The sequence below is a fragment of the Streptomyces fumanus genome, from assembly GCF_014655295.1.
In the GTDB taxonomy this organism is placed as follows: Bacteria; Actinomycetota; Actinomycetes; order Streptomycetales; family Streptomycetaceae; genus Streptomyces; species Streptomyces fumanus.
The window spans coordinates 431,179-457,264 of record NZ_BNBI01000001.1 but is presented as its reverse complement, the minus strand read 5'-3'; the positions used below and the strand labels follow the sequence as shown (position 1 = coordinate 457,264).

Here is a 26,086-nt window from a genome sequence, read left to right as displayed (position 1 = left end):
AGAGGGGGCGGCAACCGCAGTGACCAACATCCCCGAGACCGGACGGAACCCACGCGTCCAGATCCGGCTCGTCGTCATCCAGATCCTCGTCCTCTCCCTCCTGGGCACCCTCGGCGGCCGGCTCTGGTACCTCCAGATCCGCCAGGGCGACGAGTACGCCAAGGAAGCCTCCGGCAACCACGTCCAGCAGGTCGTCCAGCCCGCCGTCCGCGGCTCCATCCTCGACGCCCGCGGCGTGGCCCTCGCCGACAACGAGACCCGGCTGGTGGTCTCCGCCTCCCGCACCGATCTGCTGAAGATGAAGGACGACGGCGAGGCCGTCCTCACCAAGCTCGCCGGTGTCCTCGGCATGAAGCCCGAGGAGGTGCGGGAGAAGGTCCGGCTCTGCGACGCCAAGACCCCCCAGCCCTGCTGGAACGGCTCGCCGTACCAGCCCATCCCCATCACCGACGAGGCCACCCCCAAGCAGGCCCTGCAGATCCGCGAGCGCGCCGAGGACTTCCCCGGCATCAGCGCCGAACCCCAGGCGGTGCGCCGCTACCCCAGCCCCGGCAAGGCCAACACCGCCCAGGTCCTCGGCTACCTCTCCCCGGTCACCGACGACGAGATCACCAAGGCCCAGGACACCGACTCGCCCTACCTCCGCTCCGACCAGGTCGGCCGCTCCGGCATCGAGCGCCAGTACGACAAGGCGCTGCGCGGCAAGGCCGGCGTCACCCGCTACGAGGTGGACAACCTCGGCCGGGTCATCGGCGAGGCCGAGTCCGACCCCGCCCAGCCCGGCGACAACCTGGTCACCAGCATCGACTCCCGCGTCCAGCGCATCGCCGAGTACGAGCTGAACGAGGCGATGAAGGCCGCCCGCAAGGAGTTCGACCGCAACACCGGCACCAACTACAAGGCCGACTCCGGTGCCGTGGTGGTGATGGAGGCCAAGACCGGCCGGATAGTGGCCATGGCGTCCAACCCCACCTACGACCCCAACGCGTGGGTGGGCGGCATCTCCGCCGCCGACTACAAGAAGCTCACCGGCAAGGACTCCAACTACCCGCTGCTCAACCGCGCCATCCAGGGCCAGGCCGCCCCCGGCTCCGTCTTCAAGGTGGTCTCCACCTCCGCCGCCGTGGAAGCCGGCTACGACTTCGACGGCAGCTACGACTGCTCCAGCGCGTACAACGTCGGCGGCCAGGTCTTCAAGAACTTCGAGTCCGCCAACTACGGCCCGATCAACCTCGGCCGCGCCCTGGAGGTCTCCTGCGACACCGTCTTCTACCGCCTGGCGCACCAGGAGTGGAAGAAGGACGGCGGCATGAACCCCAAGAAGCCCCACGACTACTTCTACAAGGCCGCCCACCAGTTCGGCCTCGGCGAGGAGACCGGCATCGACCTGCCCAACGAGGTCACCGGCCGGGTCCCCGACCGCCAGTGGAAGCAGAGCTACTGGGAGGCCAACAAGGACGCCTGGTGCAAGACCGGCAAGAAGGACGGCTCGTACGTGGAGAAGATCGCGTACGAGAACTGCATCGAGGGCAACAAGATGCGTGCCGGTGACGCCATCAACTACTCCATCGGCCAGGGCGACACCCTCGTCACCCCCATCCAGATGGCCACCATCTACGCCGCGATCTCCAACGGCGGCACCCTCTACACCCCCTCCATCGGCAAGGCCGTCGTCAGCGCCGACGGCAAGCAGGTCGACCCGATCAAGCCCACGTCGCACGGCAGGCTGCCGATAAGCAAGGAGACGCGGGACAAGATGGACGCCGCCCTCGCCGGCGTCGCCACCAACGGCACCGCCGCCTGGCGGTTCGAGGGCTGGCCCCAGGACAAGATCCCGATGCACGCCAAGACCGGTACCGCCGAGGTCTACGGCAAGCAGACCACCTCCTGGTTCGCCACGTACACCAAGGACTACTCGATCGTCATGACGATCTCCCAGGGCGGCACCGGCTCCGGCGCCTCCGGCCCCGCCGTCCGCAACATCTACGACGCGCTGTACGGCGTCCAGGAGGACGGCGCCATCGACAAGAAGAAGGCACTGCTGCCCCAGCCGCAGAAGGCCCTGCCCAAGGTCAAGACCGACGGCACGATCGCCGCGCCGAAGATCTCCGAGGACCCGGTCAAGGACCAGCAGGCCACCGAGAAGGACGAGTACGCCCCCCTCGACGACCAGGACCAGGGCGCCACCGTCCCGAACCAGGACGCGGGCGACCGCCGGACCCGCCGCCGGCGCCGCGGCCCCGGCCGGAACCGGAAGCGGAGGATCCTCGCATGACCGGGGCGAACAGTTTCCAGGTCTCCGGGTACGGCCCCGAGCGCGCGGGCTGGACCCGGCTGTTCGCCCGGGACTCGGTGGCCCGCCGGCTGGACTGGCCGATACTGCTGGCGGCCCTCGCCCTGTCCATGACCGGCACCGTGCTGGTCTACTCGGCGACCCGCAACCGCACCGAGCTCAACCAGGGCGACCCGTACTACTTCCTGGTCCGGCACCTGCTCAACACCGGCATCGGCATCGCGCTGATGATCGCCATAGTGTGGATCGGCCACCGCACCCTGCGCACCGCCGTCCCCCTGCTGTACGGCGCGTCGCTCTTCCTGATCCTGCTGGTGCTCACCCCGCTGGGCTCCACCATCAACGGCGCGCACTCCTGGATCAAGCTCCCCGGCGGCTTCTCCCTGCAGCCCTCGGAGTTCGTCAAGCTCACCATCATCCTGGGCATGGCGATGCTGCTGGCCACCCGGGTGGACGCCGGCGACAAGCAGTACCCGGACCACCGCACCGTCCTGCAGTCCCTCGGCCTCGCCGTCGTCCCCATGCTGATCGTGATGCTGATGCCCGACCTCGGGTCGGTCATGGTCATGGTCATCATCGTGCTGGGCGTGCTGCTCGCCTCCGGCGCCTCCAACCGGTGGGTGTTCGGCCTGATCGGCGCGGGCACCGTCGGTGCCCTGGCGGTCTGGCAGCTCGGCATCCTCGACGACTACCAGATCAACCGCTTCGCCGCCTTCGCCAACCCCGAGCTGGACCCGGCCGGCGTGGGCTACAACACCAACCAGGCGCGCATCGCCATCGGTTCCGGCGGGCTCACCGGCTCCGGCCTCTTCCACGGCTCCCAGACCACCGGCCAGTTCGTCCCCGAGCAGCAGACGGACTTCGTCTTCACGGTGGCCGGGGAGGAGCTCGGGTTCGTCGGCGCGGGCCTCATCATCCTGCTGCTCGGCGTGGTGCTGTGGCGCGCCTGCCGCATCGCCCGCGACACCCCCGACCTGTACGGCACGATCGTCGCCGCGGGCATCGTCGCCTGGTTCGCCTTCCAGGCGTTCGAGAACATCGGGATGACCCTCGGCATCATGCCGGTGACCGGCCTGCCCCTGCCGTTCGTCTCCTACGGCGGCTCGTCGATGTTCGCGGTGTGGATGGCGGTGGGACTGCTCCAGTCGATCACCGTGCAGAGACCCATGTCGGCGTAGCGGCGAAGACGGCGGCCGGCGCCGGTACGGAGACCCCGCGTCGGCGCGGACACCGCCGGCCGGAGCTGCCGTGGGTCCCCGCGGGCGGGGGTTCCCGCCGGCCGGGCACGGCCGACTGGAGCCCCGTGGTTTCCGTGCGGAGGCGGCCGGGATCGTCCGGGCGGAGGTGACCTTCGGGCCCTGCCGGGTACGTTCGCCCCATGGCGGACATCAAGCGCGAGATCGAGCGGAAGTACGAGTCCGACGACACCGGGCTCCCCGACCTGACCGCGGTGGCGGGCGTCGCGTCCGTCGCCGACCAGGGCGTCGTCCACCTCGACGCCACCTACTACGACACCGCCGACGAACGCCTCGCCGCCTCCGGCATCACCCTGCGGCGCCGCACCGGCGGCTCCGACGCCGGCTGGCACCTCAAGCTCCCCGTCGCCCCGGGCGAGCGCGAGGAGATCCACGCCCCGCTCTCCGACACCCTCCCCGACGAACTGACCGCCCTGGTCCGCTCCCGGGTCCGCGGCGCCGCCCTGGTGCCCGTGGTCCGGCTGCGCCAGGACCGCGACCTGCGCCACCTCCTCGACCGGAAGGGACGGCTCCTCGCCGAGGCCGGCCTCGACACCGTCCACGCCGAACGGCTCAGCGGCGGCGTCGGCGAGACCCGCTGGACCGAGATCGAGGTGGAACTCGCGGACGGCGGCGACCCGGCCCTCCTCGACACGGTGGAGCGTCAGTTGCGCGAGGCCGGCGTCCGCCCCGCCGCCCACTCCTCGAAGCTGGCCCGCGCCCTCGCCGAGACGGCCCCCGACCGCACCCGCTCGCCCGCGCCCACCGGGGACCCGGTGACCGCCGGCGACCACGTGCTGGCGTATCTGCGCCGGCAGCGGGACGCGATCGTCGAGCTGGACCCGGCCGTCCGCCGGGACGCGGAGGACTCCGTGCACTCCATGCGGGTGGCCACGCGCAGGCTGCGCAGCACCCTGAAGTCGTTCCGGTCGGTCCTGGACCGCTCCGTCACCGACCCGATCGGGGCCGAGCTGAAGTGGCTGGCGGGCGTCCTCGGCGCGGACCGGGACCGCGAGGTGCTGACCGAGCGGCTGACGGCGGCCCTCGACGAGGTGCCGGACGACCTGGTGCACGGCCCGGTGGCCGCGCGCCTGCGGCAGTGGTCCGGCGCCGAGCACGGCAGCGCCCGCGCCCGGCTGATCGCCGTACTGGACTCGCACCGCTACCTCGCCCTGCTGGACGGCCTGGACGCGCTGCTCGCCGATCCGCCGCTGCGCGAGGCGGCCGGCAAGAAGCCCGCCAAGGTGCTCGCCGAGGCGCTGCGCAAGGACGTCCGCAAGGTCTCCGCCCTGGTCACCCGGGCCCTGGAGACCGCCCCCGGCACCGACCGGGACGTGGCGCTGCACGAGGCCCGCAAGAAGGCCAAGCGCACCCGGTACGCGGCCGAGGCGGCCGGACCGGCCCTCGGCAAACCGGCGAAGTCCCTGGTCAAGTCCATGAAGGCGCTGCAGAAGCGGCTCGGGGAGCACCAGGACAGCGTGATGGCCCGCGTCACCCTGCGCGAGCTGGCCGCGGTCGCCCACGCGGCCGGCGAGGACACCTTCACGTACGGCCTGCTCCACGAGCGCGAGCGGTGCCGGGCGGTGGACGTGGAGAGCGCCCTGCCCGCCTTCTGGGACGGCGTGAAGGACGCGGCGACCGCCCTGTGAGCGGTCCGGCGTGCGAAGACGCTCCGGGACCGCGTTACGCTGGATGGCCACCCCTGTCAGTCCAGTCCAGCCCACGAAGGTGTGCGAGATGCCTGCCGAAGTCGCTGCGGCCGCGGAGTCCGTTTTCCCGCAGCTCGAAGCTCTGCTCCCGCATGTGCAGAAGCCGATCCAGTACGTCGGCGGAGAGCTCAACTCGACCGTCAAGGACTGGGACTCCTGCGACGTCCGCTGGGCCCTGATGTACCCCGACGCCTACGAGGTCGGCCTGCCCAACCAGGGCGTCATGATCCTCTACGAGGTGCTCAACGAGCAGGAGGGCGTCCTCGCCGAGCGCACCTACAGCGTGTGGCCGGACCTGGAGGCCCTGATGCGGGAGCACCGGGTCCCGCAGTTCACGGTGGACAGCCACCGGCCGGTGAAGGCGTTCGACGTGTTCGGCCTGTCCTTCTCCACCGAGCTGGGCTACACCAACATGCTCGCCGCCCTGGACCTGGCCGGCATCCCGCTGGAGGCCGGGGACCGCGGCCTGGACGACCCGATCGTCATGGCCGGCGGCCACGCGGCGTTCAACCCCGAGCCGATCGCCGACTTCATCGACTGCGCGGTCATCGGCGACGGCGAGCAGGCGGTCCTGGAGGTCACCGCGATCATCCGGGCCTGGAAGGCGGAGGGCCGCCCCGGCGGCCGCGAGGAACTCCTGTTCCGCCTGGCCCGCACCGGCGGTGTCTACGTCCCCGGCTTCTACGACGTGGAGTACCTCCCCGACGGCCGTATCGCCCGGGTGGTGCCGAACCGGTCCGGCGTCCCGTGGCGGGTGTCGAAGCACACCGTCATGGACCTCGACGAGTGGCCCTACCCCAAGCAGCCGCTGGTCCCGCTCGCCGAGACGGTCCACGAGCGGATGTCGGTGGAGATCTTCCGCGGCTGCACCCGCGGCTGCCGCTTCTGCCAGGCCGGCATGATCACCCGCCCGGTCCGCGAGCGCTCCATCACCGGCATCGGCGAGATGGTCGACAAGGGCCTGAAGGCGACCGGTTTCGAGGAGGTCGGGCTGCTCTCGCTCTCCTCCGCGGACCACTCGGAGATCGGCGACATCGCCAAGGGCCTGGCCGACCGCTACACCGACGACAAGATCGGCCTCTCCCTCCCCTCCACCCGGGTCGACGCCTTCAACATCGACCTGGCCAACGAACTCACCCGCAACGGCCGCCGCTCCGGCCTCACCTTCGCCCCCGAGGGCGGCTCGGAGCGCATCCGCAAGGTCATCAACAAGATGGTCTCGGAGGACGACCTGATCAGGACCGTCGCCACCGCCTACGGCAACGGCTGGCGCCAGGTCAAGCTGTACTTCATGTGCGGTCTGCCGACCGAGACCGACGAGGACGTGCTCCAGATCGCCGACATGGCGATGAACGTCATCCAGAAGGGCCGCGAGGTCTCCGGCTCCGGCGACATCCGCTGCACGGTGTCGATCGGCGGCTTCGTGCCCAAGCCGCACACCCCCTTCCAGTGGGCCCCGCAGCTCTCCGCCGAGGAGACCGACGCCCGGCTGGCCAAGCTCCGCGACAAGATCCGCGGCGACAAGAAGTACGGCCGCTCCATCGGCTTCCGCTACCACGACGGCAAGCCCGGCATCGTCGAGGGCCTGCTCTCCCGGGGCGACCGCCGCGTCGGCGCCGTCATCCGCGCCGTCTACGAGGACGGCGGCCGCTTCGACGGCTGGCGCGAGCACTTCTCCTACGACCGCTGGATGGCCTGCGCCGCCAAGGCCCTCGCCCCCTACGGCGTGGACGTCGACTGGTACACCACCCGCGAGCGCACCTACGAGGAGGTCCTGCCCTGGGACCACCTCGACTCCGGCCTCGACAAGGACTGGCTCTGGGAGGACTGGCAGGACGCCCTCGACGAGACCGAGGTCGAGGACTGCCGCTGGACCCCGTGCTTCGACTGCGGGGTGTGCCCGCAGATGGACACCAGCATTCAGATCGGCCCCACCGGCAAGAAGCTGCTGCCGCTGACGGTCAAGAACTCCGCGCCGGCGCCGGGCGGGCACACGCACTGACGTGTGCGGGGCACTCGATCGGGAGGTTGAGGCGCCGGGTGGGGTGAGCGAGGGCGAGGTGACGCCTGCGCTCGCGGTGCCCGGCGCCTCGCCGGTTCACCCCGCTTGATCGCCCCGGAGTGAGGATCAGCCGGAGACGGCGCGCCCACCACGAGCGGTCACCGGCCGTAAGAACGCCAGGAGTTCATCCCGCGTACGGTCGCTGCGGCGGTCGCATCTTCGTGAGCAGCGCGAGCAGGGTGCGCTGCTCCTCCGCGTCGAGGCCGGCGAAGAGGCCGGAGGCATGCAGCCGGGTCCTCAGCGCGTCCCAGAGTTCGTGCCCGCGTTCGGTCAGGGCCAGGGTGCGCTTGCGGCCGTCGGCGGGATGGGGCCGGCGGGCGACGACTCCCGTGGCCTGGAGTTTGTCGGCGACGAGGCTGACCGTGGAGGGGTCGCAGCGCAGCCGGGCCGCCACCTCCTTCATCGTCGGCGGCTCGGTTCCCGGAGCGAGGGCCCACAGCGCGCCGGCCACGGAGGCCGGCACCCCGAACTCGCCGAGCACCTCGGCCACCACCGCGTCCGCGGTGTTTCCCACCTCCATGAGAAGACGGACGATCTCGGCTTTCCGCTCGACGTCCGCGCGGTGAGCCACCGGTGCGTCCACATCACGGTCAACGGTCATAGAGCCATGTTACGCTCCCCATATCAATGAGAAACTCAATGAATATGGCGGTGTAAATGAACGACAGCCACGCCGGCGAGACGGTGCTGGCCACGGGCGGAACGGGTTACCTGGCCGGTTGGGTGATCTCGGCCCTGCTGCAGCGCGGCTACCGGGTGCGCACCACCGTGCGCGACCTCGGCAAGGCGGAGCAGGTGCGCGCTGCCGTCAGCGAGCAGGCGGGCGGACCGGCGGCCGGGGCCGTCGAGTTCGCGGTCGTCGATCTCCTGCGCGACGACGGATGGGACGAGGCGGTCGCGGGCGCCGATCACGTGCTGCACACCGCCTCGCCGATGCCCTTCGGCTCGGGCGTGGACCTCATCACCACCGCCCGCGAGGGCACCCGTCGCGTCCTGGGCGCCGCCGCCCGCGCCGGGGTGAAGCGTGCCGTGGTCACCTCTTCCGGCGTCGCGGCCGACACCGGCGACCCGGACACGGCCGCGACCGAATCGGTGCGGACCGCCCCGTCCGGCACCCCGCTGCGCGCGTACCCGGACTCCAAGATCCTCGCCGAGCGCGACGCGTGGGAACTCGCCGCCGCGACCGGCCTCGAACTGACCGCCGTCCTTCCGACCTTCATGCAGGGCCCCGCGTTGGGCGGGACGAACAGGCCGGGAACGGTCGAGATCATCCGCCGTCTGCTCGCCCGTGAGATCCCCGCCGTGCCGAACATCGGTTGGAACATCGTCGACGTCCGTGACATCGCCGATCTGCACCTGCTCGCCATGACCAGTCCGGCCGCCGCGGGCCAGCGCTTCCTCGGGTCGGGCAGCTTCTGATGGTACCGGGACATCGCCCGGCTCCTGCGCGAGAGGCTTCCGGACGAAGCCGCCAAGGTGCCCACGCGCACCATGCCCGACCTCGTCGTCAAGCTGCTCGCGCACCTGAACCCGCAGATGGCGATGGTGCGCCTGGAGCTGGGCCGCACCCGGCTCGTCGACAGCGGCAAGGCCCGCACCCAGCTCGGCTGGCGTCCCCGCCCCACCGAAGAGACCATCCTCGACACCGCCACCGCCCTCATCGCGGACGACGCACTCGGCAGGTAGACGAGGAAGCCCCCGCCCGCAGCCGCTTGAGAGGAGCCGGGTGGTCGTGCTGTGGCGGGTGGGGCCCGGGGTGACCTGGCCGGACGATTCGTGGTGATCGCTTCGGCACCGTGATATTCACGGCGGCCGTCGCTGGATACAGTCGTTGCCTCACTACTGGTTGCGGGGGCAACCAGAGCGTGGTCGGCGGTGCCGACGTCCTGGGGAGGGCCTGTAGCGGATGAGTCGTCGCTCTGCTGGTTTCGTGGGTGCCTGGGCCGAGATGCAGCGGCAGCAACAGCGGCAGGTGGAAGCCGAGGCGAGGCGGCGCCGGGAGGAGGCGCGGCAGGCCCGGGCGTACCAGCGACTGGCCGCGCAGAGCCAGCGGGACCACCGGCAGGCGGAGGCCAGGCGGCGCACGGAGGAGCTGGAGTCCGAGGTCGCGGCGTTGCGGGGGCTGCTGGCCACGGGGTGCCGGGCGCCGGCCTTCCGGGCCTCGTCCCTGCTGCGGGCGGAGGACGTGCCGCCGTTCGATCCGGGGCCGCTCGCCTGGCCGGTGCCGATGCCCGACCCGAACCAGTACCAGGCGCAGGGCGGCTGGACCGCCGGTCAGCGGGAGCGGGCGCAGGCCGAGGCGCGGGCCCGGTTCGAACGGGACTGGCACGCCGCCCAGGCGGCCGAGGCGCAGCGGCAGCAGCGGTTGGCCGCGTCGCGGTGGGAGTACGAGCAGCGGACGGAGGCCGCGCGGGCCGAGGTGCGCCGGCACAACGCCGGGGTCGCGGAGGTGACCGAGGGGGTCCGGCGGGGCGATCCGGACTCCGTGGTCGAGTACTTCACCGCCGCGCTCTACGCGTCCACGGCCTGGCCGGAGGGCTTCCCCCGGCAGGTGGCCGCGGCCTACGACGCGGCGGGGCGGCAGTTGGTGCTGGACTGGGAGCTGCCCCCGTACGACGTGGTGCCTGAGGCGAAGTCCGTCAGGTACCTGTCCCGTGAGGACCAGTACCGGGAGTCGGCGCGTCCGGTGAGCCAGCGCCGGGCGCTGTACCGCGAGGTGCTGGGACAGTGCGTGCTGCTGGTGCTGCGGCACCTGTTCGCGGCGGACGAGTACGGCGTCCTCGACTCGGTGGCCCTGAACGGCTTCCTGGACGCCCCCGACCCGGCGACCGGACGGCAGACGCAGATCTTCCTGGCGACCGTCATGGCCTCCCGGGCGGCCTTCACGGAGCTGCGTCTGGAGCAGGTGGACCCGGTCAGTTGCCTGACCGACGCGCTGCGCGGGCAGCTCTCGGCCCGGCCCGACCAGCTCGCCCCGGTGCGGCCGAGCCGGCGGCCCCAGGACGTCGGCGGTCCCGTCGCCGGCCACGGCGGCGAGCACGAGCCGGACCTGTACGCCATGGACCCGATCGCGTTCGAGGCGCTCGTCGCCGATCTGTTCCGGGCCATGGGGATGCGGGCCGTGACGACGCAGCGCTCGAACGACGGCGGCGTGGACGTGGACGCGCTGGACCCGGCCCCGATCCGGGGCGGCAAGATCGTCGTCCAGGTGAAGCGCTACCGCAACACCGTGCCGCCCACGGCCGTGCGCGACCTGTACGGCACGGTCCAGGACGCCGGCGCCAACAAGGGCGTGCTGGTGACGACGTCCGGGTTCGGTCCGGGCTCGCACACCTTCGCCCGGGGCAAGCCGCTGGAGCTGATCTCGGGCGGCGAACTCGTCGACCTGCTGCACCGGCACGGGTTGCGCGGACGCCTGGGAGGAGACGGCCCGGCCACCCCGGCGCGGCCGGAGCCGTCCGCCCCCGCGGACGCGTCCGGCGACTACAACGTGCTGGGCATGACCTGGTCCGGCGGCGTCGCGCTGGACGTGTGCGCGCTGGTCTGCCGGGGCAGCCGGGTGCTCAGCGAGGACCACTTCGTCTTCTTCAACAACCCCCGGACACCGGACGGTTCGGTACGCGCGGTACCGGCCGCGGCGCCGGACAAGGCGGCCGTCCGGGTCTGCTTCGACGCGCTGCCGGCCGCGGCCGACCGGTTCGTGCTGGTGGCGGCGGTCGACCCGGAGGTGAATCCGGAGGCCGACCTGTCGGGGTTCACCGATGCCCGGATCCGGCTGCTGGACCCGGCCATGACCGAGCTGGGGCGGTTGGAGGTCTCCGACGGGCGGCCGGGTGAGACCGCGCTGGTGCTCGGCTCCTTCCGGCGCAGGGCCGGCGGGGACTGGGACTTCGTGCTGGGCGGCAAGGGCTACCCGGGCGGTCTGGAGCAGCTCGTCGGGGACTACGGCATCGAGGTGGAGTGACCGGCCTCGCCGGGACGGAAGTACCCCGGTGTGTCCCGCGGGGCCGGCGGCGGTCGGTGGAGCGGTCGCTCCGGCCGGCCGCCGCCGTCCGTCCCCGTGGCCGTCCGCTCACGGCGCGGACAGGGCGGGCTCCCGGGCCGGTTCGGTGGGGCAGCTTCTGAAGGCGAGGACGGCGTTGTGGCCGCCGAAGCCGAAGGAATGGCTCAGGGCGAGATCGATGGGCTGCGCCCGGCTGGTGCCGGTGACGGCGTTGATCTCGGCGTCTCCTTCCTGCTGGGCGAGGTTGGCCACCGGCGGCACCCGGCCGTGGGCCACGGACAGGGCGGTGATCGCCGCTTCGACCGCCCCGGCCGCGCCGAGCAGGTGCCCGAGGGTGCCCTTGACCGAGGTCACGGAGGGCCGTTGCGGGAAGAGGCGGCGGATCATCCGGGCCTCGGCGGCGTCGTTGAGCGGCGTGCTGGTGCCGTGCGCGTTGATGTGCTGCACGTCCGCGGGGCGGGCGTCGGCGTCGGCGAGGGCGCGCCGTACGGCGAGGGCGGCGCCCTTGCCCTCGGGGTCGGGGGCCACCGGGTGATGGGCGTCGGAGGACGCCCCGTACCCGGCCAGCAGGGCGTAGCCGGGACGGCCCCGGGCCCGGGCGGCCCCGGCCGGTTCCAGGACCAGGGCCGCGCCGCCCTCCGCCATGACGAAGCCGTCCCGGGCGGTGTCGAAGGGCCGGGAGGCGGCCTCCGGATCGTCGCCGCGCCGGGACAGCGCGCCCATCCGGTCGAAGCCGGTGACCCAGAACGGCTGGACCACGGCGTCGGAGGCGCCCGCGACGGCGATGTCGCAGGCCCCGGACCGCAGCAGTTGCAGGGCGGTGCCGATGGCGGTGGCGCCGGAGGCGCAGGCGGTGACCGTGCACAGCGCCGGGCCCCGGGCGCGCAGGTGGATGGTGAGCTGTCCGGTGGCCATGTTGGGCAGGAACATCGGCAGCAGCAGCGGGGAGACCCGTGCCGTGCCCAGTTCGAGCAGTTTGCGGTGCTGTTCCAGCATGGTGCCGGTGCCGCCGGCCGAGCTGCCGAAGACCACCGCGACCCGGTCCGCGTCCCAGTCGGCCGGGTCCAGCCCGGCGTCGGCGACGGCCTCCAGTGCGGCGTAGAGGGCGAACTGGGTGAAGCGGTCGTACTGCCAGGGCCGGGAGCCGGGGACGTGGCTGCGGGGGGAGAAGTCCGGTACCAGGCAGGCGAAGTCGACCGGGAGGCCCTTGAGCTCGGGGACGTGCCGGGCGGTGGGGCGGCCACCGCAGACGCCGTCCCAGGTGGCTTCGCGGCCGGTGCCGGCCGGGGTGACCAGGCCGATCCCGGTGACGGCGATGTCGGGCCGGGCGCCGGTCACGGCTTGACGGCCTGGGCGATGAGGTCGGCCACGCCGGCCAGGGTGAGGTCGGGGTCGGCCTCGCCGTCCTGCACCTCGATGCCGAGTTCCTCGGTGAGGACGACGAACAGCTCCACGACGGCCAGCGAGTCGAGGTCGAGCTGTTCGAAGGTCGCCGTGGGGACGATGGCCTCGGGGGGCACTTCGAACTTGTCCCGGAGCACCGAGGCGAGCAGGTCGTAGGCGCGGCTGCCGGGAGTGGTGTCGGTGGTCATGTCAGGGGTGTCCTTTCCGTCCGACGGGCGGTACCCCGGGGTGGTGGGGTGCCGTGTGGTGCGGTTCTCGGCGCGGGTCGGCGGTCAGCCGAGCGCGTCCGGTGTTTCCAGCTCCGTCTTGAGGTCCTTGAGCAGAGCCATCGCGTCCCTGCCGTTGACCACCCGGTGGTCGTAGACCAGGCCGAGATGGGCGAAGCGGTGGGTGCGCGGGGTGCCGTCGGCGTCCAGGAGGACCTGGTCGTCGACGGCGCCGAGGGAGACCACGCAGGTCTGGCCCGGGAAGACGATGGGGGTGGCCAGGACCAGGCCCTCGGTGGTGTGCGGGGCGACCATGACGTTGGCCCCGGTGAGTTCGGCGGCCTGGAACGTGCCGCGGAACGCCTTGCTCCGGAAGCCGGTCAGCAGATCGGCGATCCGGTCGCTGCTGAGCGCGGCGGCGTCGTGCACCACCGGCGTGTAGAGGCCCCGGCCGGCGTCCATGGTGACGCCGACATGGGCCCGGTCGCTCTCGCGCAGCGCACCGTCCTCGGTGAGCGCGGCGAACATCAGGGGGTGCGCGGAGTGCTGCCGCGCCACCGCCTTGACCAGCAGCACGGGCAGCGAGACGAAGCTGCCGGTGCGCTCGGACAGGTGCCGGGCCAGTTCCTCCGCCCTCCCGACGTCGACCTTGGCGTAGGCGGCGGCGGCCGGGACGGTCCGCATCGACTCGGTCACCACCGCGCCCACCGCCCGCTGCCGCTTGGACAGGTGCCGCTGAGGAGCATCGGACGCGGCCGCGGCCCGCCGCACCAGGTCCTCGACATCGGCGGTACGGACCACCGCCCGCCCGAGACCGCGCAGCTCGGCCTCGGACACGCCGTGGCGGTCGGCGAGCACCCGGGCCGCCTGGGTGATGGCCGGCCCGGCCTGGTCGGACCCGGGTGCCGCCGCCGGGGTGGCGGCCGACGCCCGGTAGGACTCGCGCTCCTCGGCCGACTCGAACAGGTAGGCGATGGTCTGCCCCGGGCGGCAGTCCTGGCCGCTGCCGACCAGCACGTGCAGGATGCCGGGGCCGGTGCTCTCGATCTCCTCGCTGGCCTTGGAGGTCTCCACGACCGCCAGCGGCTCCTCGCCCTCGATGCTGCTGCCGTCGGGGACGAGCCACTCGACCAGGGTGTAGCTGGAGTCGTTGGTGTTGAGCGTGGGCAGCTCGATGCCGATCACTTCGTCGCCTCCACGATCGCGCGGTGGATGGTGGACGACTGGGGCAGCACCTCGTGCTCCAGGTGGGCCGCGGTCGGCACGATGCTCGGCCCGGCGCTCAGCGCCAGCACCGGGCGGGCCAGCCGGCGCCACAACCGCTCGTGCAGTCGCTGCGCGAGCAGCTCGCCCCAGGTGCCGTCGGCCGTCGAGTCCTCCACGACACAGACCCGGCCGGCCCGGGACAGCACCGGGAGCAGCGCCTCGGTGTCGAAGGGGTAGAGCTGGGAGGGCACCAGCAGCTCGCAGGTGATCTCCTCCTCGAGCAGCAGGGAGCGCAGCGCGGCGACGGCCCGCTCGGTGAGCCCGCCCGGGGCCAGCACGATCCAGTCGGGGGGCCCGCAGTCCGGCGCGAACACCCGTGCGGTCTCGGCGGGGTCGGTCAGCACCTCGTAGCGGAAGAGGTCGTCCACCACCCCGTCCCGGTACATGGCGCGGGTGTAGAGCACCTTGTCCTCGAAGAGCACTCCGGGCTCCTCGCGGTCGAGCATCGCGGTCAGCACCCGCCGGTTGTCGTGGAACGGGGTGACTTCCCGCAGGTGCAGCGAGGGGATGCCGAGGAAGTGCTTCTGCAGGCTCTGGCTGTGCGTCGGGCCGTACCCCCGGTTGCCGCCGGTGGGGCAGCGCACGACCATGCTCATCGGGACCCTGCGGCCGTACATGGACACCGACTTGGCGGCGAAGTTCAGCAGCGGGTCGAAGGCCAGCGCGGCGAAGTCCGAGAACATCACCTCGACCACCGACCGGTTGCCGGCCAGCGCCAGGCCCGCGCCCACCCCGGCGATGCCGCCCTCGCTCAGCGGTGAGGAGAGCACCTGGTCGGGGAAGCGGTCGGAGAGCCCCCGGGTGACCTTGAACGCCCCGCCGTAGGGGTCGGCGAGGTCCTCGCCGATCACATAGGTGCCGGGGTGGGCGGCGAGGAGGTGGTGCAGTGCGTCGTTGAGGTTCTCGGCCACGCGCTGCCGCCTGCTCATCGGGCCTCCCAGCGGGACGCCGGACGCGCGCCGACCTCCCGTACCACGGCGGCGACGGCCTCGGCCTGCGCGCGGTCGGCGGCGGCGAACTGCCCGGGGTGGTGGTGCCGGTAGCGGCGGTACCAGTCGTGCCGGGCAGCCCGCTCCCGGACCTCGGGCGGCCGGGTGTCGTCGCCCTTGCTGTGCGGGCCGACCCGGTGGGTGACGCACTCGACCACGTACGGCTGGTGCCGGTCGCGGACCTGCCCGACCACGGGGGTGAGGGCGGCGCGTACGTCGGTGACGTCCACGGAGTCGATCCGCAGGTGGCCGACGCCGAAGGCCGCCGCGCGGGCCGCGACGGTGCCGGCCATCTGCCGCTCGGTCGGCGTCGACTGGGCGATGCCGTTGTGCTCCACCACGACGAGCACCGGGACCTGCCACAGCCCCGCCATGTTGAGCGCCTCGTACACGGCGCCCTCGCCCCAGGTGCCGTCGCCGATGTGGACCACCGCGATCCGGCCCGGCTCGGCCCGCTTAAGGTGCAGGCCGACTCCCACGGCGACGGGCAGGCTCTGGCCCTGCACACCGGTCGACAGATAGCGGTCGCGGTAGATGTGCTGGCTGCCGCCGACGCCGTGGCAGACGGCCCCGTCGCGCCCCATGATCTCCGCGAGCAGGCCGTGCGGGTCCTGGAAGCGGGCCAGGTAGTGGCCGTGTCCGCGGTGGTTGCTGAAGACGTAGTCGCCGTCGCCCAGCAGCGGGTAGAGCGCGACGGGGATGTACTCCTGGCCCAGGCAGGTGTGCGTGGTGCCGTGCAGCTTGCCCTGGGAGAACAGCTCCAGGACGGCCAGTTCGAAATGGCGGATCATCAGCAGGGTATCGAGGTCGGCATCGGACAGCCGGGACAGGGGAGGGCCCGCGGCACCGCCTCCGGGATCGCGTTCGGGTGCGTACTCGGGTCCGGTGGCGGGCCTGGGACCGACCGCGGGGGACGCGGACGTGACGTTCATGAGTTGCTCCTTACGGGAGTTCGACCACCTGGGCGCACCAGGTCAGCCCGGCGCCGAAGCCCAGCAGCAGCGCCTTGTCGCCGGGCCGTACGGCGGCCGAGGCGAGCAGCGACTCCAGGGCCAGCGGGATGGACGCCGAACTGGTGTTGCCGTCGGTGACGATGCTGCGGGCGACCGCCACGTGCGCGGGCGGACGCAGTCTGCGCACGATCGCGTCGATCAGCCGCCCGTTGCACTGGTGCGGCACGAAGGCACTGATGTCGTCCCAGGTGAGCCCGGCCGCATCCAGCGCGTCCCGGGCCACTTGCGGCATGTGCGAACCGAACCAGCGGACCACCCGGGTGCCGTCCATGTGCATGTACGGGCGGTTGGCCCCGGGTTTGGGCGGGGCGCTGGTCATCCAGGGCTCCCCGGGGCCGTGGGTCCCCCACACCGCCGGTGTGATCCCGCCGTGCTCGGCGGCGCTGACCACCGCGGCCCCGGCGGCGTCGCCGAAGACCATGAGGGTGCCGCAGTCGTCGGGGTCGACGATGTCGCTCAGCCGCTCGGCGGCGACGACCAGGACCTGCCGGGCCTGCTGTGCCGTGATGAGTCCGCAGGCCAGGGTGAGCCCGTAACTGAACCCGGCGCAGCCGCCGTTGACGTCGAAACCGCCGGCCCGGTCGGCGCCGATGCGGTGGGCGAGGACGGGGGCCCGGCAGGACGCCCGGCCGACGCTGCTGGCGGAGGAGAACACCACGCAGTCCAGGTCGCCGGCGAGCAGGCCCGCGTGGGCCAGGGCCTTGTCCGCCGCCTGCGCGGCCATCTCCACGAAGGTGTCGTCGGGGTCGGCCTTCAGCCGGGTCCGGATGCCGGTGATCTGCTCGATGTAGCCGCTCTCGTGGCCGAACCGGGTGTCGAGTTCGGCGCTGGTGAGCAGTCCGCCGGGGCGGTAGGCGCCGATGCCGGTCAGCCGCCCCGCGCCCGGGGCCATCAGCGGGCTCCGTCCGCCGCGGCGACGGCTGCCCGGTCGTTCACGTAGTCGAGGGTGCGCCGGACGGTGCGCAGGTCGTGCACCGCCTCGTCCGGGATGGGGACGCCGTAGCGCTCCTGAATCCGTTCGGCCAGTTCGATGACGGTCATCGAGTCGAACCCCAGCGAGGTGAAGGGCGCGTCGGCCGGATGCCGGGAGAGCGCCCGGGCCGCTTCGGCGCCGGCGATCTCGGCCACCATCGCCGTCAGGTCTTCCAGGGTGAAAGGAGACATGCGGAACTCCATGCTGAGCAGAGGTGGGGGAGGGGACACGGGTGGGACGGGTGACAGGACCGGAGTGCTGCCTGCGGGTCACCGGGCGGGCAGCATGACCTCGCGGTCCAGGAAGGTGAGCATCCGCCGGAAGTAGGCGGTGTCGAGCGCGGGCGGGGCGCGGTGCGTGGCCGCCGCGGTGGGGCCGGCGGTGTCCCGCCCCGGGGCCGGCATCATCTGCCGGAGGGTCTCGCCGGCCAGCCGCAGGGTGCTGCGCGGAACCGCGTCGCCCGCGTCGCGGAGCCGCTCCAGCCAGGTGTCGAACGGGACGAGGGGGAGGTCGGCGCCCGCGTCCGCGAAGCCCTGGAAGTACGAGCGGAAGGGCAGCGGCTCGGGGTCGATCACATGGAACACCTGTCCGCGCGCACTCCGGCTCAGGGACAGGTCGACGATGGCCCGGCTGGTGAAGTCGACCGTGCCGACCGGCAGCAGACCCGGGTGGTCGGGGGCGCAGCCGGCCCGGATGCTCGCCATGGTCAGGTGGACGAACCAGTCCGACCGCCCCACCAGGCCGGTGCGCGAGTCCGCCAGGATCACCCCGGGCCGGTACACCGTCGTGGGCGTGCCGCGGTCCCCGGCCCCGGCGACCAACCGCTCGGCGACCCACTTGGTGGCGCAGTACCCGGAGACACCGGTCCCGGCGACCGGGTCCGCTCCGATCACCCCCATCGTGGAGACGTGATGCACGGGAATGCGCCGGGTCCGGGTCGCCAGTCGCAGGATTTCCCGGGTGCCCGACACATTGCAGCCGCGCAGGATCGGATAACTCGCCAGAAGATTGACCCAGGCACCGCAGTGGTAAATGGCATCGATGTCACGTGAGAGATCGGTGAATTCCTCGTCGGTCAGCCCGAATCTCGGCTTCGCCAGGCTGCCGAGCACGATGTCGACCCGGGACATGAGGCGCACCGGCAGCTCCCGGTCGCGTAACTGGTCGGCGAGCCGCTCCCGGGCCTGCGCCACCGACTCGCCCCGGACCAGGCAGCGGATCCGGGCACGGGTGGCGTCCAGCAGGTCGGCGAGCAGGAAACCGCCGAGGAATCCGGTGGCACCGGTCAGCAGAATGCTCTCGGGCGGTCGCTGGGGAACATCCGGCAGGGCCGACGCGTCGATCTCCGCCGGCAGTCGCAGATCGTCGGTGATCGGGGAACTGGTCATTCCAACACCGCATTTCAGCGCAGGCGATATTAGGTTCTGCTTCAAATACTCCCCGCACCTCACGAGGTTTAAGGGGGACAGTGTCCACCAGTGGGTGCGGGGGGTCGCATTCGCGCTGCAGAGAACACGGCGCACACGGCGCACCGCACACTCTTGTTCCGAAAATCTCACAAACGCATGAACGCACGGTATGAAATGCGTCCTGAGACCATGAAAAGGGCGGTACGGGCCGACGCGCGGCGGACGCCGCCCGGGGGTGCCGCGACGGGGTCCGGAACGGACCGGTGGCGGACCGGTGGGAACCTTCCGGAAACGGGGCACGTACTCTTGAGAGGAGTATGACCGTTCTCACGAAGGACTGAACGACACTGGGCAAGCGACAGCCCGAAGGCCCGCCGCCGGTTCCCGCGGTGCAGCGCATCCGACTGCGCTACACCAAACGCGGCCGCCTCCGGTTCACCAGCCACCGCGACTTCCAGCGCGCCTTCGAGCGGGCGCTGCGCCGCGCCGAGGTGCCCATGGCGTACTCGGCGGGGTTCACCCCGCACCCGAAGGTGTCGTACGCCAATGCCGCACCCACCGGCACGGGCAGTGAGGCGGAGTACCTGGAGATCGCGCTCACCGAGCCGCGCGACCCGGACCGGCTCAGAGTCCTGCTCGACGAGTCGATGCCCGCGGGCCTCGACATCGTCGACGCGGTCGAGGCCCGGACCCCAGGGCTCGCCGACCGGCTGACGGCCTCCGTATGGGAGCTGAAGCTGGCGGGCGTCGACCCGGCGGACGCCGAGCGGGCCGTGGCGGCCTTCAACGCGGCCGGGAGCGTCGAGGTCCAGCGCCGCGCGAAGAACGGCGTCCGCACCTTCGACGCCCGCCCCGCCGTCGCTCACCTGGAGAGCGTGACCCCGCCGAGTGCGGCGGCCGATAGGCCGAGCGACCAGCCCTGTGCGATACTGCGGCTGGTTGTTCGGCACGTGACGCCTGCCGTACGACCCGACGACGTCCTGTCCGGTCTCCGCGCCGTGGCCGACCTGGCGCCGCCGGTCCCCGCAGCGGTGACCAGGCTGGCGCAGGGGCTGTTCGATGAAGAGACCGGCACGGTGACCGACCCGCTCGCGCCCGACCGCGAGGCAGCGCAGGCCCTGTCAACGGCCGATGCGACTGCCGCCGCGACGGCGCCGGTGTAAGGAAGGTCCCGCGAAGGGACGGACGTCGTAAGCGCCGCCCTCGAACTCGGGAGCCACCTGGGTCGGGCAGCGCACCGACCAGAAGACTTTCGCCAGGCCGTACGCGACAAGGTTGTACGGAACCGGCGAGACAGGACACAGAGAGCTTCCGAGCGGCGCCCGCGCCCCGGACGGCGGCATCCGCGCAGTGCGCGAGCCGTGGACGTCACCGGCGGTCGACATGGTCGATCCCGGACCCAGGCGCGGCGCCCGGGAGCCTGACGGGAGAAACGCCCGCATGCTCGAACCGACCGAATCCACAGAGTCCGCCCCGGGCTCCGAAGCGAACACCCCCAGCGACACCCTGCCGCCGCGCCGCCGGCGCAGGGCCGCGTCCCGGCCGGCGGGTCCGCCGGCCGCCTCCTCCGGCACCCCGGCGGAGACCGTCGAGCCGGCCGTTCCGGCCGCCGGCACCGATCTCGTCGCCGAGGTCGTGGACGAGACGGAGGAGACCTCCGAGGCCGCCGAGGAACTGGCGGTCGCCGAGGCCGTACCGGCCGCCGAGACCGAGGACACCGCCGTGGCGGAGCCCGCGCCCGCGACCCGTTCCCGGCGTCGCGTCGTGCGCCGCGCCTCCGCGCCCGCCGGGGCTCCGGCCGCCGCCGGGGCCGCCGAGACCGTCGTCCCCGCGGTGCCCGCCGCCGACGCACCGGCGCCCGCCGAGGCGCCCGCGCCCGCCGCCGAGGAGAGTGCCGCCCCCAAGCGCACCCGCCGCCGGGCCACCCGCAGCGTCTCCGCGCCGTCGGACGCCGCCGTGGCGGAGACGACGGTCACCGAGCCGAAGCCGACGGAGGAGCCGCAGGCTCCCGAGACGCCCGAGACGCCCGAGGCGCCTGCGGCACCGGCCGCCACCGAGGACGCCGCCCCGCGTCGCACCCGCCGCCGGGCGACCCGCCGGGTCACCGCGCCGGCCGCCGAGACCGCCGAGACCGCCGAGGCGGGGGAGACCGCGCCGGCCGCCGCGGAAGCCCCGCAGGGCGACGCCGACGCCCCGCAGGCCGAGGCGGAGGCTCCGCGTACCCGTACGAGGTCCGCGCGGGGCAGCAGGTCCCGCAAGGCCGCCGAGGCCGCCGAGGCCGAGGTGACCGCCGAGACCGCGACCGAAGGCACCCCCGAGGCCGCTGAGGCCGTTGAGGCCCCCGAGGTCCCCGGCGCGTCCGAGGCCCAGGCCGCTCCCGCCGTCGCCAAGAGCACCCGGCGCGGCAAGCGCGGGGCCGCCGCCGAGCAGGCGGTCGCCGCGGAAGCCGCCGGTGACGAGACCGAGGCCGTCGAAGAGGCCGCTCCGCGGCGGGCGCGGCGGCGGACCGTCCGCAAGGCCGCCGGCGGGTTCGCCGCGCCCGCGGCCGGTGCCGAGGGCGGCGCGGCCGAGGCGCCCGCGCGTCCGGCCCGGCCCGCCGTGGCGCTGTTCCAGCCGCCGGTGTTCGCCGAGCCCAAGTTCCAGACGCCCGAGCGGGCCGCCGCGGAGGCCGCCGCCCACGCCGCCGGCGTGGACGAGCCGGAAGCGCCCGAGGAAGCGGAGCCGACGGTTTCGCAGCGGACCCGGGCCGCCGAGCAGGCCCCCGAGGAGCAGCCCTCCGGTTCGCGCCGCCGCCGTCGCCGCCGGGGCGCGAGCGCCGGTGAGGAGAGCGAGGAGCGGGCCGCCGAGCCCGTCACCGAGGAGCCGGAGCCCGAGCCCGAGCCCGAGGCCGACGCGGAAGCCGAGGCGGACGAGCCGGGCGAGGACCACGACACCGACGCCGACGCCGAGGAGACCGGCTCGCGGCGCCGCCGTCGCCGGGGCGGCCGGCGCCGTCGCCGGGGCGACCTGGGCGACGCGGACGGCGACGACATCGAGGCCGAGCAGGCCGCGCAGGACGCCGAGGACACCGCCGAGCAGATCGAGGAGGACACCGAGGAGCACGGCGAGGAGCCGTCCGAGGAGTCCGACCACGGGGGCGGCTCCAGCAGCAGCCGCCGTCGCCGGCGCCGCCGCCGGCGCGCGGGTGACGCCTCCGGTGAGGCCGAGGCGTCCGCCGACGACCCCGAGCGGACCGTCGTCAAGGTCCGCGAGCCCCGCAAGGCCGCCGAGCCGTCCGACGAGGTGCAGTCCATCAAGGGCTCGACCCGTCTGGAGGCCAAGAAGCAGCGCCGCCGCGAGGGCCGCGAGCAGGGCCGCCGCCGGGTGCCGATCATCACCGAGGCCGAGTTCCTGGCCCGCCGCGAGGCCGTCGAGCGCGTGATGGTGGTCCGCCAGCACGGCGAGCGCACCCAGATCGGCGTCCTGGAGGACGGGGTGCTCGTCGAGCACTACGTCAACAAGGAGCAGGCCACCTCGTACGTCGGCAACGTCTACCTCGGCAAGGTGCAGAACGTGCTGCCGTCGATGGAGGCCGCCTTCATCGACATCGGCAAGGGCCGCAACGCCGTGCTCTACGCCGGTGAGGTCAACTTCGAGGCGCTCGGCATGGCCAACGGGCCGCGCCGCATCGAGTCGGCCCTGAAGTCCGGCCAGTCGGTCCTCGTCCAGGTGACCAAGGACCCGATCGGCCACAAGGGCGCCCGCCTGACCAGCCAGGTCTCCCTCCCGGGCCGCTACCTGGTGTACGTGCCCGAGGGCTCGATGACCGGCATCAGCCGCAAGCTGCCCGACACCGAGCGGGCCCGGCTGAAGACCATCCTCAAGAAGATCGTCCCCGAGGACGCGGGCGTCATCGTGCGCACCGCCGCCGAGGGCGCCAGCGAGGACGAGCTGCGCCGGGACGTCGAGCGCCTCCAGCAGCAGTGGGAGGACATCAAGAAGAAGGCCAAGAGCGGCAACGCCCCGACGCTGCTGTACGGCGAGCCGGACATGACCGTCCGGGTGGTCCGCGACATCTTCAACGAGGACTTCTCCAAGGTCATCGTCAGCGGCGAGGACGCCTGGGGGACCGTCCACGGGTACGTCTCGCACGTCGCGCCCGACCTGGCCGACCGGCTGCAGAAGTGGACCAGCGAGGTCGACGTCTTCGCCACGTACCGGATCGACGAGCAGCTCGCCAAGGCGCTGGACCGCAAGGTCTGGCTGCCCAGCGGCGGTTCGCTGGTGATCGACCGGACCGAGGCGATGGTCGTCATCGACGTCAACACCGGCAAGTTCACCGGCCAGGGCGGCAACCTGGAGGAGACGGTCACCAGGAACAACCTGGAGGCGGCCGAGGAGATCGTCCGCCAGCTCCGGCTGCGCGACCTCGGCGGCATCATCGTCATCGACTTCATCGACATGGTGCTGGAGTCCAACCGGGACCTGGTGCTGCGGCGCCTGCTGGAGTGCCTGGGCCGGGACCGTACAAAGCACCAGGTCGCCGAGGTGACCTCGCTGGGCCTGGTGCAGATGACCCGCAAGCGGGTCGGCCAGGGGCTGCTGGAGTCGTTCTCGGAGACCTGCGTGCACTGCAACGGCCGGGGTGTCATCGTCCACCTCGACCAGCCGTCGGCCGCCGGGAACGGCGGGAGCAAGCGCCGCAAGCGGGCCCGCGCCGGTGCCGGCGAGCACCACGAGCACGAGCACGAGGCCGTGGCCGCCGTCGAGACCGCCGTACCGGCGGAGCAGGAGGCGGAGAGCGAGGCCGAGGTCGCCGCGGAGGTGGCCGCGCCGGCCGCGCTGCCGGCTCCCGAGTTCGCCCCCGACGAGGAGCTGTTCAGCAGCGTCGCCGAGGCGGAGGCCGCGGCCCGGCGCGGGCGCACCCGCCGCCGGGCGAGCCGGCGGGCGTCGGCCCCGGCGGGCGCCCCGCGCGGCGAGGCGCCGCGGGCCGAGCAGCCCGTGGCCGAGCCCGAGGCGGAGCGGCCGGCGGCACCCACCGCGCAGGAGGTCACCGCCGAGGCGGAGGCCGCGCGGGAGGTGGCGCCGGAGGCGGTCGCCGAGGCGCCCGCCGCACCCGCGGCCGTCGAGGACCCGGTCGTCGGCTCGCCGGCGGACGAGGCCCCGGCGGAGGAGCCCCGGGTCGAGGCCCGGGCCGAGACGGCACCGGCCGAGGCCGACGCCGCGCCCAAGGGCCGTACGCGGCGCCGGGCGACCCGGAAGGTGTCCGCACCGGCCGGTTCGCCGGCGGGCGCGGAGGCCGCCGTGGTGACCGTCGCCGAGACCCCGGCCCCGGCGCCCGAGCCGAGCCCCGAGGAGACGGCACCCGCCGCGGCCCCGGAGCCCGAGCCCGCCGCCCCGGCCCGCCCCCGGCGCCGAGCCGTACGGAAGGCCACCGCGCCCACCGCCCCGGTGGAGGCGGCCGTCGTGGTCGTCCCGTCGACCCCGGAGCCGGAGGCCCCCGAGGCCGCCCAGGCCCCGGTGACCCCGGACGCCGAGGCCGCCTCGCGGGCTCCCGAGCCCCCCGTCAGCGCCGAGGCCACCGGAGCCCCGGAGGTCGCCGGAGTCGAGGAGCCCGCCCCGGCCAAGAAGACCGCCGCGAAGAAGACGGCGGCCAAGAAGGCCACGGCGAAGAAGGCCGCCACCAAGAAGACGGCGGCCACCAAGACCGCCGCCAAGAAGACGGCGGCCAAGAAGACGACGGCGAAGAAGACCACAGCGAAGAAGACGACCGCCAAGAAGACCACCGCGAAGAAGACCGCGGCGGCCGAGGGCACGGCACCGTCCGTCTCGGCCTCCACGGAGGACTGAGCGGGGTCGTCCACAAGCGCCGGGCGCCGGCGGACCGCGCGGTCCGCCGGCGCCCGGCGTGTTTCCCGCCCTCGCCGAGCCGAGTCCGGGTCGCTGCCAGCCCGCCCCGCCCCCCGGCGGCCCCGGAGCGGACCGCCACCGCCGTGCACGCACGTCACCGGCACCCGGACGGCAGGGGCGCCGCCCGGTCAGATGGCCCGCTCCCGCAGGCTCCCGTCCTTCTCGTCGTACAGGGCGCCGGTGCGCGGGCACTCCCACACGCCGGGCTCGGCCGGGCGCTCGGCCAGCCGGACGCCGGCCCGCCCCACCCAGCCGACCCGCCGGGCGGGCACGCCCATCACCAGGGCGAAGTCGGGGACGTCCCGGGTGACGACCGACCCGGCGGCGACCATCGCCCAGCGGCCTATGGTGAGCGGCGCCACGCACACCGAGCGGGCCCCCACGGACGCCCCGTCGGCGATCCGCACCGCGACGGCCTCCCAGTCGCCGCCGCGCTTCTGCCGGCCCTCCGGGTCCACCGAGCGGGGCTCGTGGTCGTTGGTGAGGACCACCGCCGGGCCGATGAACACGCCGTCGCCCAGTTCGGCCGGCTCGTACACCAGGGCGTAGTTCTGCAGCTTGCAGTTGGCGCCCATGCGCACGCCGGGGCCGACGTACGCGCCGCGGCCGATCACGCAGCCCTCGCCCAGGCGGGCGTCCTCGCGGATCTGCGCCAGGTCCCAGACGCTGCTGCCCGCGCCGACCTCGGCGCTCTCGTCGACCTGCGCGCTGGGCTGGACCCTGTAGTTCACGTGTTCGCCTTCCGGTGTCTGTGGCTGGTGCGGTGAGCGGGCGGACCGGGCGGCGCCCGGCCGGTTTGACCCCCGTACGCCGTCCCCGTAACCTTGACCGTCGGCGTGTCCATCGGCACGCCACATCCCCGTAAACCTTCTTCCTTCCGGGTGCCCCGGTGTCCGGGAGAGGCCGTCCGTGTCCGTTGCCGGGCGGCTGGCCTGCGGGGGTGCCGTTCTCCGAGCGAAAGAGAGATCCGCGTGTACGCCATCGTGCGCAGCGGTGGCCGCCAGCACAAGGTTGCTGTCGGTGACATCGTTGAGGTTGACAAGATTTCCACCGCCAAGGTTGGCGACACGGTCGAGCTCTCGACCCTGCTCGTTGTCGACGGCGACGCTGTGACCAGCGACCCGTGGGTGCTGGCCGGCATCAAGGTCCAGGCCGAGGTCGTGGACCACCACAAGGGCCAGAAGATCGACATTCTGCGCTACAAGAACAAGACCGGCTACCGCCGTCGTCAGGGCCACCGCCAGCAGTACACGGCGATCAAGGTCACTGAGATCCCCGCGGCTGCGAAGTAAGGGACTGAGGAGAGATGGCACACAAGAAGGGCGCATCGTCCACCCGGAACGGTCGTGACTCCAACGCTCAGCGCCTCGGCGTGAAGCGTTTCGGCGGTCAGGTCGTCAGCGCGGGCGAGATCCTGGTCCGCCAGCGTGGCACCCACTTCCACCCGGGCGCCGGTGTCGGCCGCGGTGGCGACGACACGCTGTTCGCCCTGGAGGCCGGTTCGGTGCAGTTCGGCACCCACCGTGGCCGCAAGGTCGTGAACATCGTCCCGGTCGCCTGACCGGACACTTTCGCGAGGCGGACCTCACTTCCCCCCGGGGAAGCGGGTCCGCCTTTCGCGTGTTACATCAGGAA

Annotated in this window: 21 protein-coding genes; 11 read left to right on the top strand and 10 right to left on the bottom strand. The window is 73.1% G+C overall.

Annotated elements, in window-relative coordinates:
• Positions 1-19 precede the first annotated feature (19 nt).
• From mrdA to IE316_RS01945, 4 genes are all read left to right on the top strand, one after another.
• Positions 20-2,275, top strand: a complete 2,256-nt coding sequence (gene mrdA / locus IE316_RS01960) for a penicillin-binding protein 2 (RefSeq protein WP_190202309.1) — start codon at positions 20-22, stop codon at positions 2,273-2,275.
• Positions 2,272-3,471: a rod shape-determining protein RodA gene (gene rodA, locus IE316_RS01955; protein ID WP_190202308.1), complete on the top strand. Its 1,200-nt coding sequence runs from the start codon at positions 2,272-2,274 to the stop codon at positions 3,469-3,471. The genes mrdA and rodA overlap by 4 nt, the downstream gene beginning before the upstream one ends.
• 200 nt (positions 3,472-3,671) lie before the next feature.
• On the top strand, positions 3,672-5,177 hold the full coding sequence (locus IE316_RS01950) for a CYTH and CHAD domain-containing protein (RefSeq protein WP_190202307.1): 1,506 nt from the start codon (positions 3,672-3,674) through the stop codon (positions 5,175-5,177).
• Positions 5,178-5,265: 88 nt separating this feature from the next.
• Positions 5,266-7,239, top strand: a complete 1,974-nt coding sequence (locus tag IE316_RS01945; protein ID WP_190202306.1) for a TIGR03960 family B12-binding radical SAM protein — start codon at positions 5,266-5,268, stop codon at positions 7,237-7,239.
• A 184-nt stretch (positions 7,240-7,423) separates the two neighbouring features.
• Here IE316_RS01945 and IE316_RS01940 read toward each other — a convergent pair whose 3' ends face one another.
• Positions 7,424-7,900 carry a MarR family winged helix-turn-helix transcriptional regulator gene (locus tag IE316_RS01940; protein ID WP_190202305.1) on the bottom strand — a complete coding sequence of 159 codons (477 nt, stop codon included), beginning with the start codon at positions 7,898-7,900 and terminating at the stop codon, positions 7,424-7,426.
• Between the two features lie 56 nt (positions 7,901-7,956).
• Here IE316_RS01940 and IE316_RS01935 point away from each other — a divergent pair, with 56 nt between their 5' ends.
• From IE316_RS01935 to IE316_RS01930, 3 genes are all read left to right on the top strand, one after another.
• Positions 7,957-8,718, top strand: a complete 762-nt coding sequence (locus IE316_RS01935) for an NAD-dependent epimerase/dehydratase family protein (protein ID WP_229910150.1) — start codon at positions 7,957-7,959, stop codon at positions 8,716-8,718.
• A 72-nt stretch (positions 8,719-8,790) separates the two neighbouring features.
• The gene (locus IE316_RS35265; protein ID WP_229910149.1) at positions 8,791-8,985 is read left to right on the top strand and encodes a hypothetical protein; all 195 of its coding nucleotides are present in this window, start codon (positions 8,791-8,793) and stop codon (positions 8,983-8,985) included.
• Between the two features lie 220 nt (positions 8,986-9,205).
• Positions 9,206-11,263, top strand: a complete 2,058-nt coding sequence (locus IE316_RS01930; RefSeq protein WP_190202304.1) for a restriction endonuclease — start codon at positions 9,206-9,208, stop codon at positions 11,261-11,263.
• A 108-nt stretch (positions 11,264-11,371) separates the two neighbouring features.
• Here the strand turns inward: IE316_RS01930 and IE316_RS01925 are convergent, their stop codons facing one another.
• The 8 genes from IE316_RS01925 to IE316_RS01890 form a co-directional block, all read right to left on the bottom strand.
• Positions 11,372-12,640 carry a beta-ketoacyl-[acyl-carrier-protein] synthase family protein gene (locus IE316_RS01925; RefSeq protein WP_190202303.1) on the bottom strand — a complete coding sequence of 423 codons (1,269 nt, stop codon included), beginning with the start codon at positions 12,638-12,640 and terminating at the stop codon, positions 11,372-11,374.
• Positions 12,637-12,894 (bottom strand): acyl carrier protein, encoded by a 258-nt coding sequence (locus IE316_RS01920; protein WP_190202302.1) that lies wholly within the window; start codon positions 12,892-12,894, stop codon positions 12,637-12,639. The genes IE316_RS01925 and IE316_RS01920 overlap by 4 nt, the downstream gene beginning before the upstream one ends.
• Positions 12,895-12,978: 84 nt before the next feature.
• On the bottom strand, positions 12,979-14,097 hold the full coding sequence (locus IE316_RS01915) for a 2-oxo acid dehydrogenase subunit E2 (protein ID WP_190202301.1): 1,119 nt from the start codon (positions 14,095-14,097) through the stop codon (positions 12,979-12,981).
• A complete protein-coding gene (locus IE316_RS01910; RefSeq protein ID WP_190202300.1) occupies positions 14,094-15,107 on the bottom strand; it encodes an alpha-ketoacid dehydrogenase subunit beta in 1,014 nt (337 codons plus the stop codon). Before IE316_RS01910 ends, IE316_RS01915 begins: the two co-directional genes overlap by 4 nt.
• Positions 15,104-16,099: a thiamine pyrophosphate-dependent dehydrogenase E1 component subunit alpha gene (locus IE316_RS01905; RefSeq protein ID WP_190202299.1), complete on the bottom strand. Its 996-nt coding sequence runs from the start codon at positions 16,097-16,099 to the stop codon at positions 15,104-15,106. The genes IE316_RS01910 and IE316_RS01905 overlap by 4 nt, the downstream gene beginning before the upstream one ends.
• Positions 16,100-16,109: 10 nt before the next feature.
• Complete coding sequence (locus IE316_RS01900; protein ID WP_190202298.1) at positions 16,110-17,072, bottom strand: ketoacyl-ACP synthase III; 963 nt, start codon at positions 17,070-17,072, stop codon at positions 16,110-16,112.
• Positions 17,072-17,344, bottom strand: a complete 273-nt coding sequence (locus IE316_RS01895) for an acyl carrier protein (RefSeq protein WP_190202297.1) — start codon at positions 17,342-17,344, stop codon at positions 17,072-17,074. Before IE316_RS01895 ends, IE316_RS01900 begins: the two co-directional genes overlap by 1 nt.
• 78 nt (positions 17,345-17,422) lie before the next feature.
• Positions 17,423-18,541 carry an SDR family oxidoreductase gene (locus tag IE316_RS01890; RefSeq protein WP_190202296.1) on the bottom strand — a complete coding sequence of 373 codons (1,119 nt, stop codon included), beginning with the start codon at positions 18,539-18,541 and terminating at the stop codon, positions 17,423-17,425.
• Between the two features lie 410 nt (positions 18,542-18,951).
• On the opposite strand from IE316_RS01890, the gene IE316_RS01885 reads away from it, so the two are divergent.
• Positions 18,952-19,725 (top strand): TIGR03936 family radical SAM-associated protein, encoded by a 774-nt coding sequence (locus IE316_RS01885; RefSeq protein WP_190202295.1) that lies wholly within the window; start codon positions 18,952-18,954, stop codon positions 19,723-19,725.
• Between the two features lie 277 nt (positions 19,726-20,002).
• The gene (locus IE316_RS01880) at positions 20,003-24,391 is read left to right on the top strand and encodes a ribonuclease E/G (protein WP_190202294.1); all 4,389 of its coding nucleotides are present in this window, start codon (positions 20,003-20,005) and stop codon (positions 24,389-24,391) included.
• 188 nt (positions 24,392-24,579) lie between these two features.
• Here IE316_RS01880 and IE316_RS01875 read toward each other — a convergent pair whose 3' ends face one another.
• Entirely contained in the window at positions 24,580-25,182 is a 603-nt protein-coding gene (locus tag IE316_RS01875) for an acyltransferase (RefSeq protein WP_190202293.1), read from the bottom strand.
• A 240-nt stretch (positions 25,183-25,422) separates the two neighbouring features.
• On the opposite strand from IE316_RS01875, the gene rplU reads away from it, so the two are divergent.
• Together rplU and rpmA are read left to right on the top strand one after the other, a co-directional pair.
• Positions 25,423-25,743 (top strand): 50S ribosomal protein L21, encoded by a 321-nt coding sequence (gene rplU, locus IE316_RS01870; protein WP_004931419.1) that lies wholly within the window; start codon positions 25,423-25,425, stop codon positions 25,741-25,743.
• Positions 25,744-25,757: 14 nt separating this feature from the next.
• A complete protein-coding gene (gene rpmA / locus IE316_RS01865) occupies positions 25,758-26,012 on the top strand; it encodes a 50S ribosomal protein L27 (protein WP_190202292.1) in 255 nt (84 codons plus the stop codon).
• The last annotated feature ends 74 nt before the right edge of the window (positions 26,013-26,086 follow it).

Excerpts from the sequence above, each read along its gene's own strand:
- IE316_RS01890 (WP_190202296.1), bottom strand. The coding sequence starts at position 18,541 with ATGACCAGTTCCCCGATCACCGACGATCTGCGACTGCCGGCGGAGATC.
- IE316_RS01910 (WP_190202300.1), bottom strand. The coding sequence starts at position 15,107 with ATGAGCAGGCGGCAGCGCGTGGCCGAGAACCTCAACGACGCACTGCAC.
- IE316_RS01945 (WP_190202306.1), top strand. The coding sequence starts at position 5,266 with ATGCCTGCCGAAGTCGCTGCGGCCGCGGAGTCCGTTTTCCCGCAGCTC.
- IE316_RS01900 (WP_190202298.1), bottom strand. The coding sequence starts at position 17,072 with ATGGCCCCGGGCGCGGGGCGGCTGACCGGCATCGGCGCCTACCGCCCC.
- IE316_RS01905 (WP_190202299.1), bottom strand. The coding sequence starts at position 16,099 with ATGAACGTCACGTCCGCGTCCCCCGCGGTCGGTCCCAGGCCCGCCACC.
- IE316_RS01935 (WP_229910150.1), top strand. The coding sequence starts at position 7,957 with ATGAACGACAGCCACGCCGGCGAGACGGTGCTGGCCACGGGCGGAACG.
- IE316_RS01895 (WP_190202297.1), bottom strand. The coding sequence starts at position 17,344 with ATGTCTCCTTTCACCCTGGAAGACCTGACGGCGATGGTGGCCGAGATC.
- rpmA (WP_190202292.1), top strand. The coding sequence starts at position 25,758 with ATGGCACACAAGAAGGGCGCATCGTCCACCCGGAACGGTCGTGACTCC.
- IE316_RS01930 (WP_190202304.1), top strand. The coding sequence starts at position 9,206 with ATGAGTCGTCGCTCTGCTGGTTTCGTGGGTGCCTGGGCCGAGATGCAG.
- IE316_RS01920 (WP_190202302.1), bottom strand. The coding sequence starts at position 12,894 with ATGACCACCGACACCACTCCCGGCAGCCGCGCCTACGACCTGCTCGCC.
- IE316_RS35265 (WP_229910149.1), top strand. The coding sequence starts at position 8,791 with ATGCCCGACCTCGTCGTCAAGCTGCTCGCGCACCTGAACCCGCAGATG.
- IE316_RS01940 (WP_190202305.1), bottom strand. The coding sequence starts at position 7,900 with ATGACCGTTGACCGTGATGTGGACGCACCGGTGGCTCACCGCGCGGAC.
- IE316_RS01950 (WP_190202307.1), top strand. The coding sequence starts at position 3,672 with ATGGCGGACATCAAGCGCGAGATCGAGCGGAAGTACGAGTCCGACGAC.
- IE316_RS01880 (WP_190202294.1), top strand. The coding sequence starts at position 20,003 with ATGCTCGAACCGACCGAATCCACAGAGTCCGCCCCGGGCTCCGAAGCG.
- rodA (WP_190202308.1), top strand. The coding sequence starts at position 2,272 with ATGACCGGGGCGAACAGTTTCCAGGTCTCCGGGTACGGCCCCGAGCGC.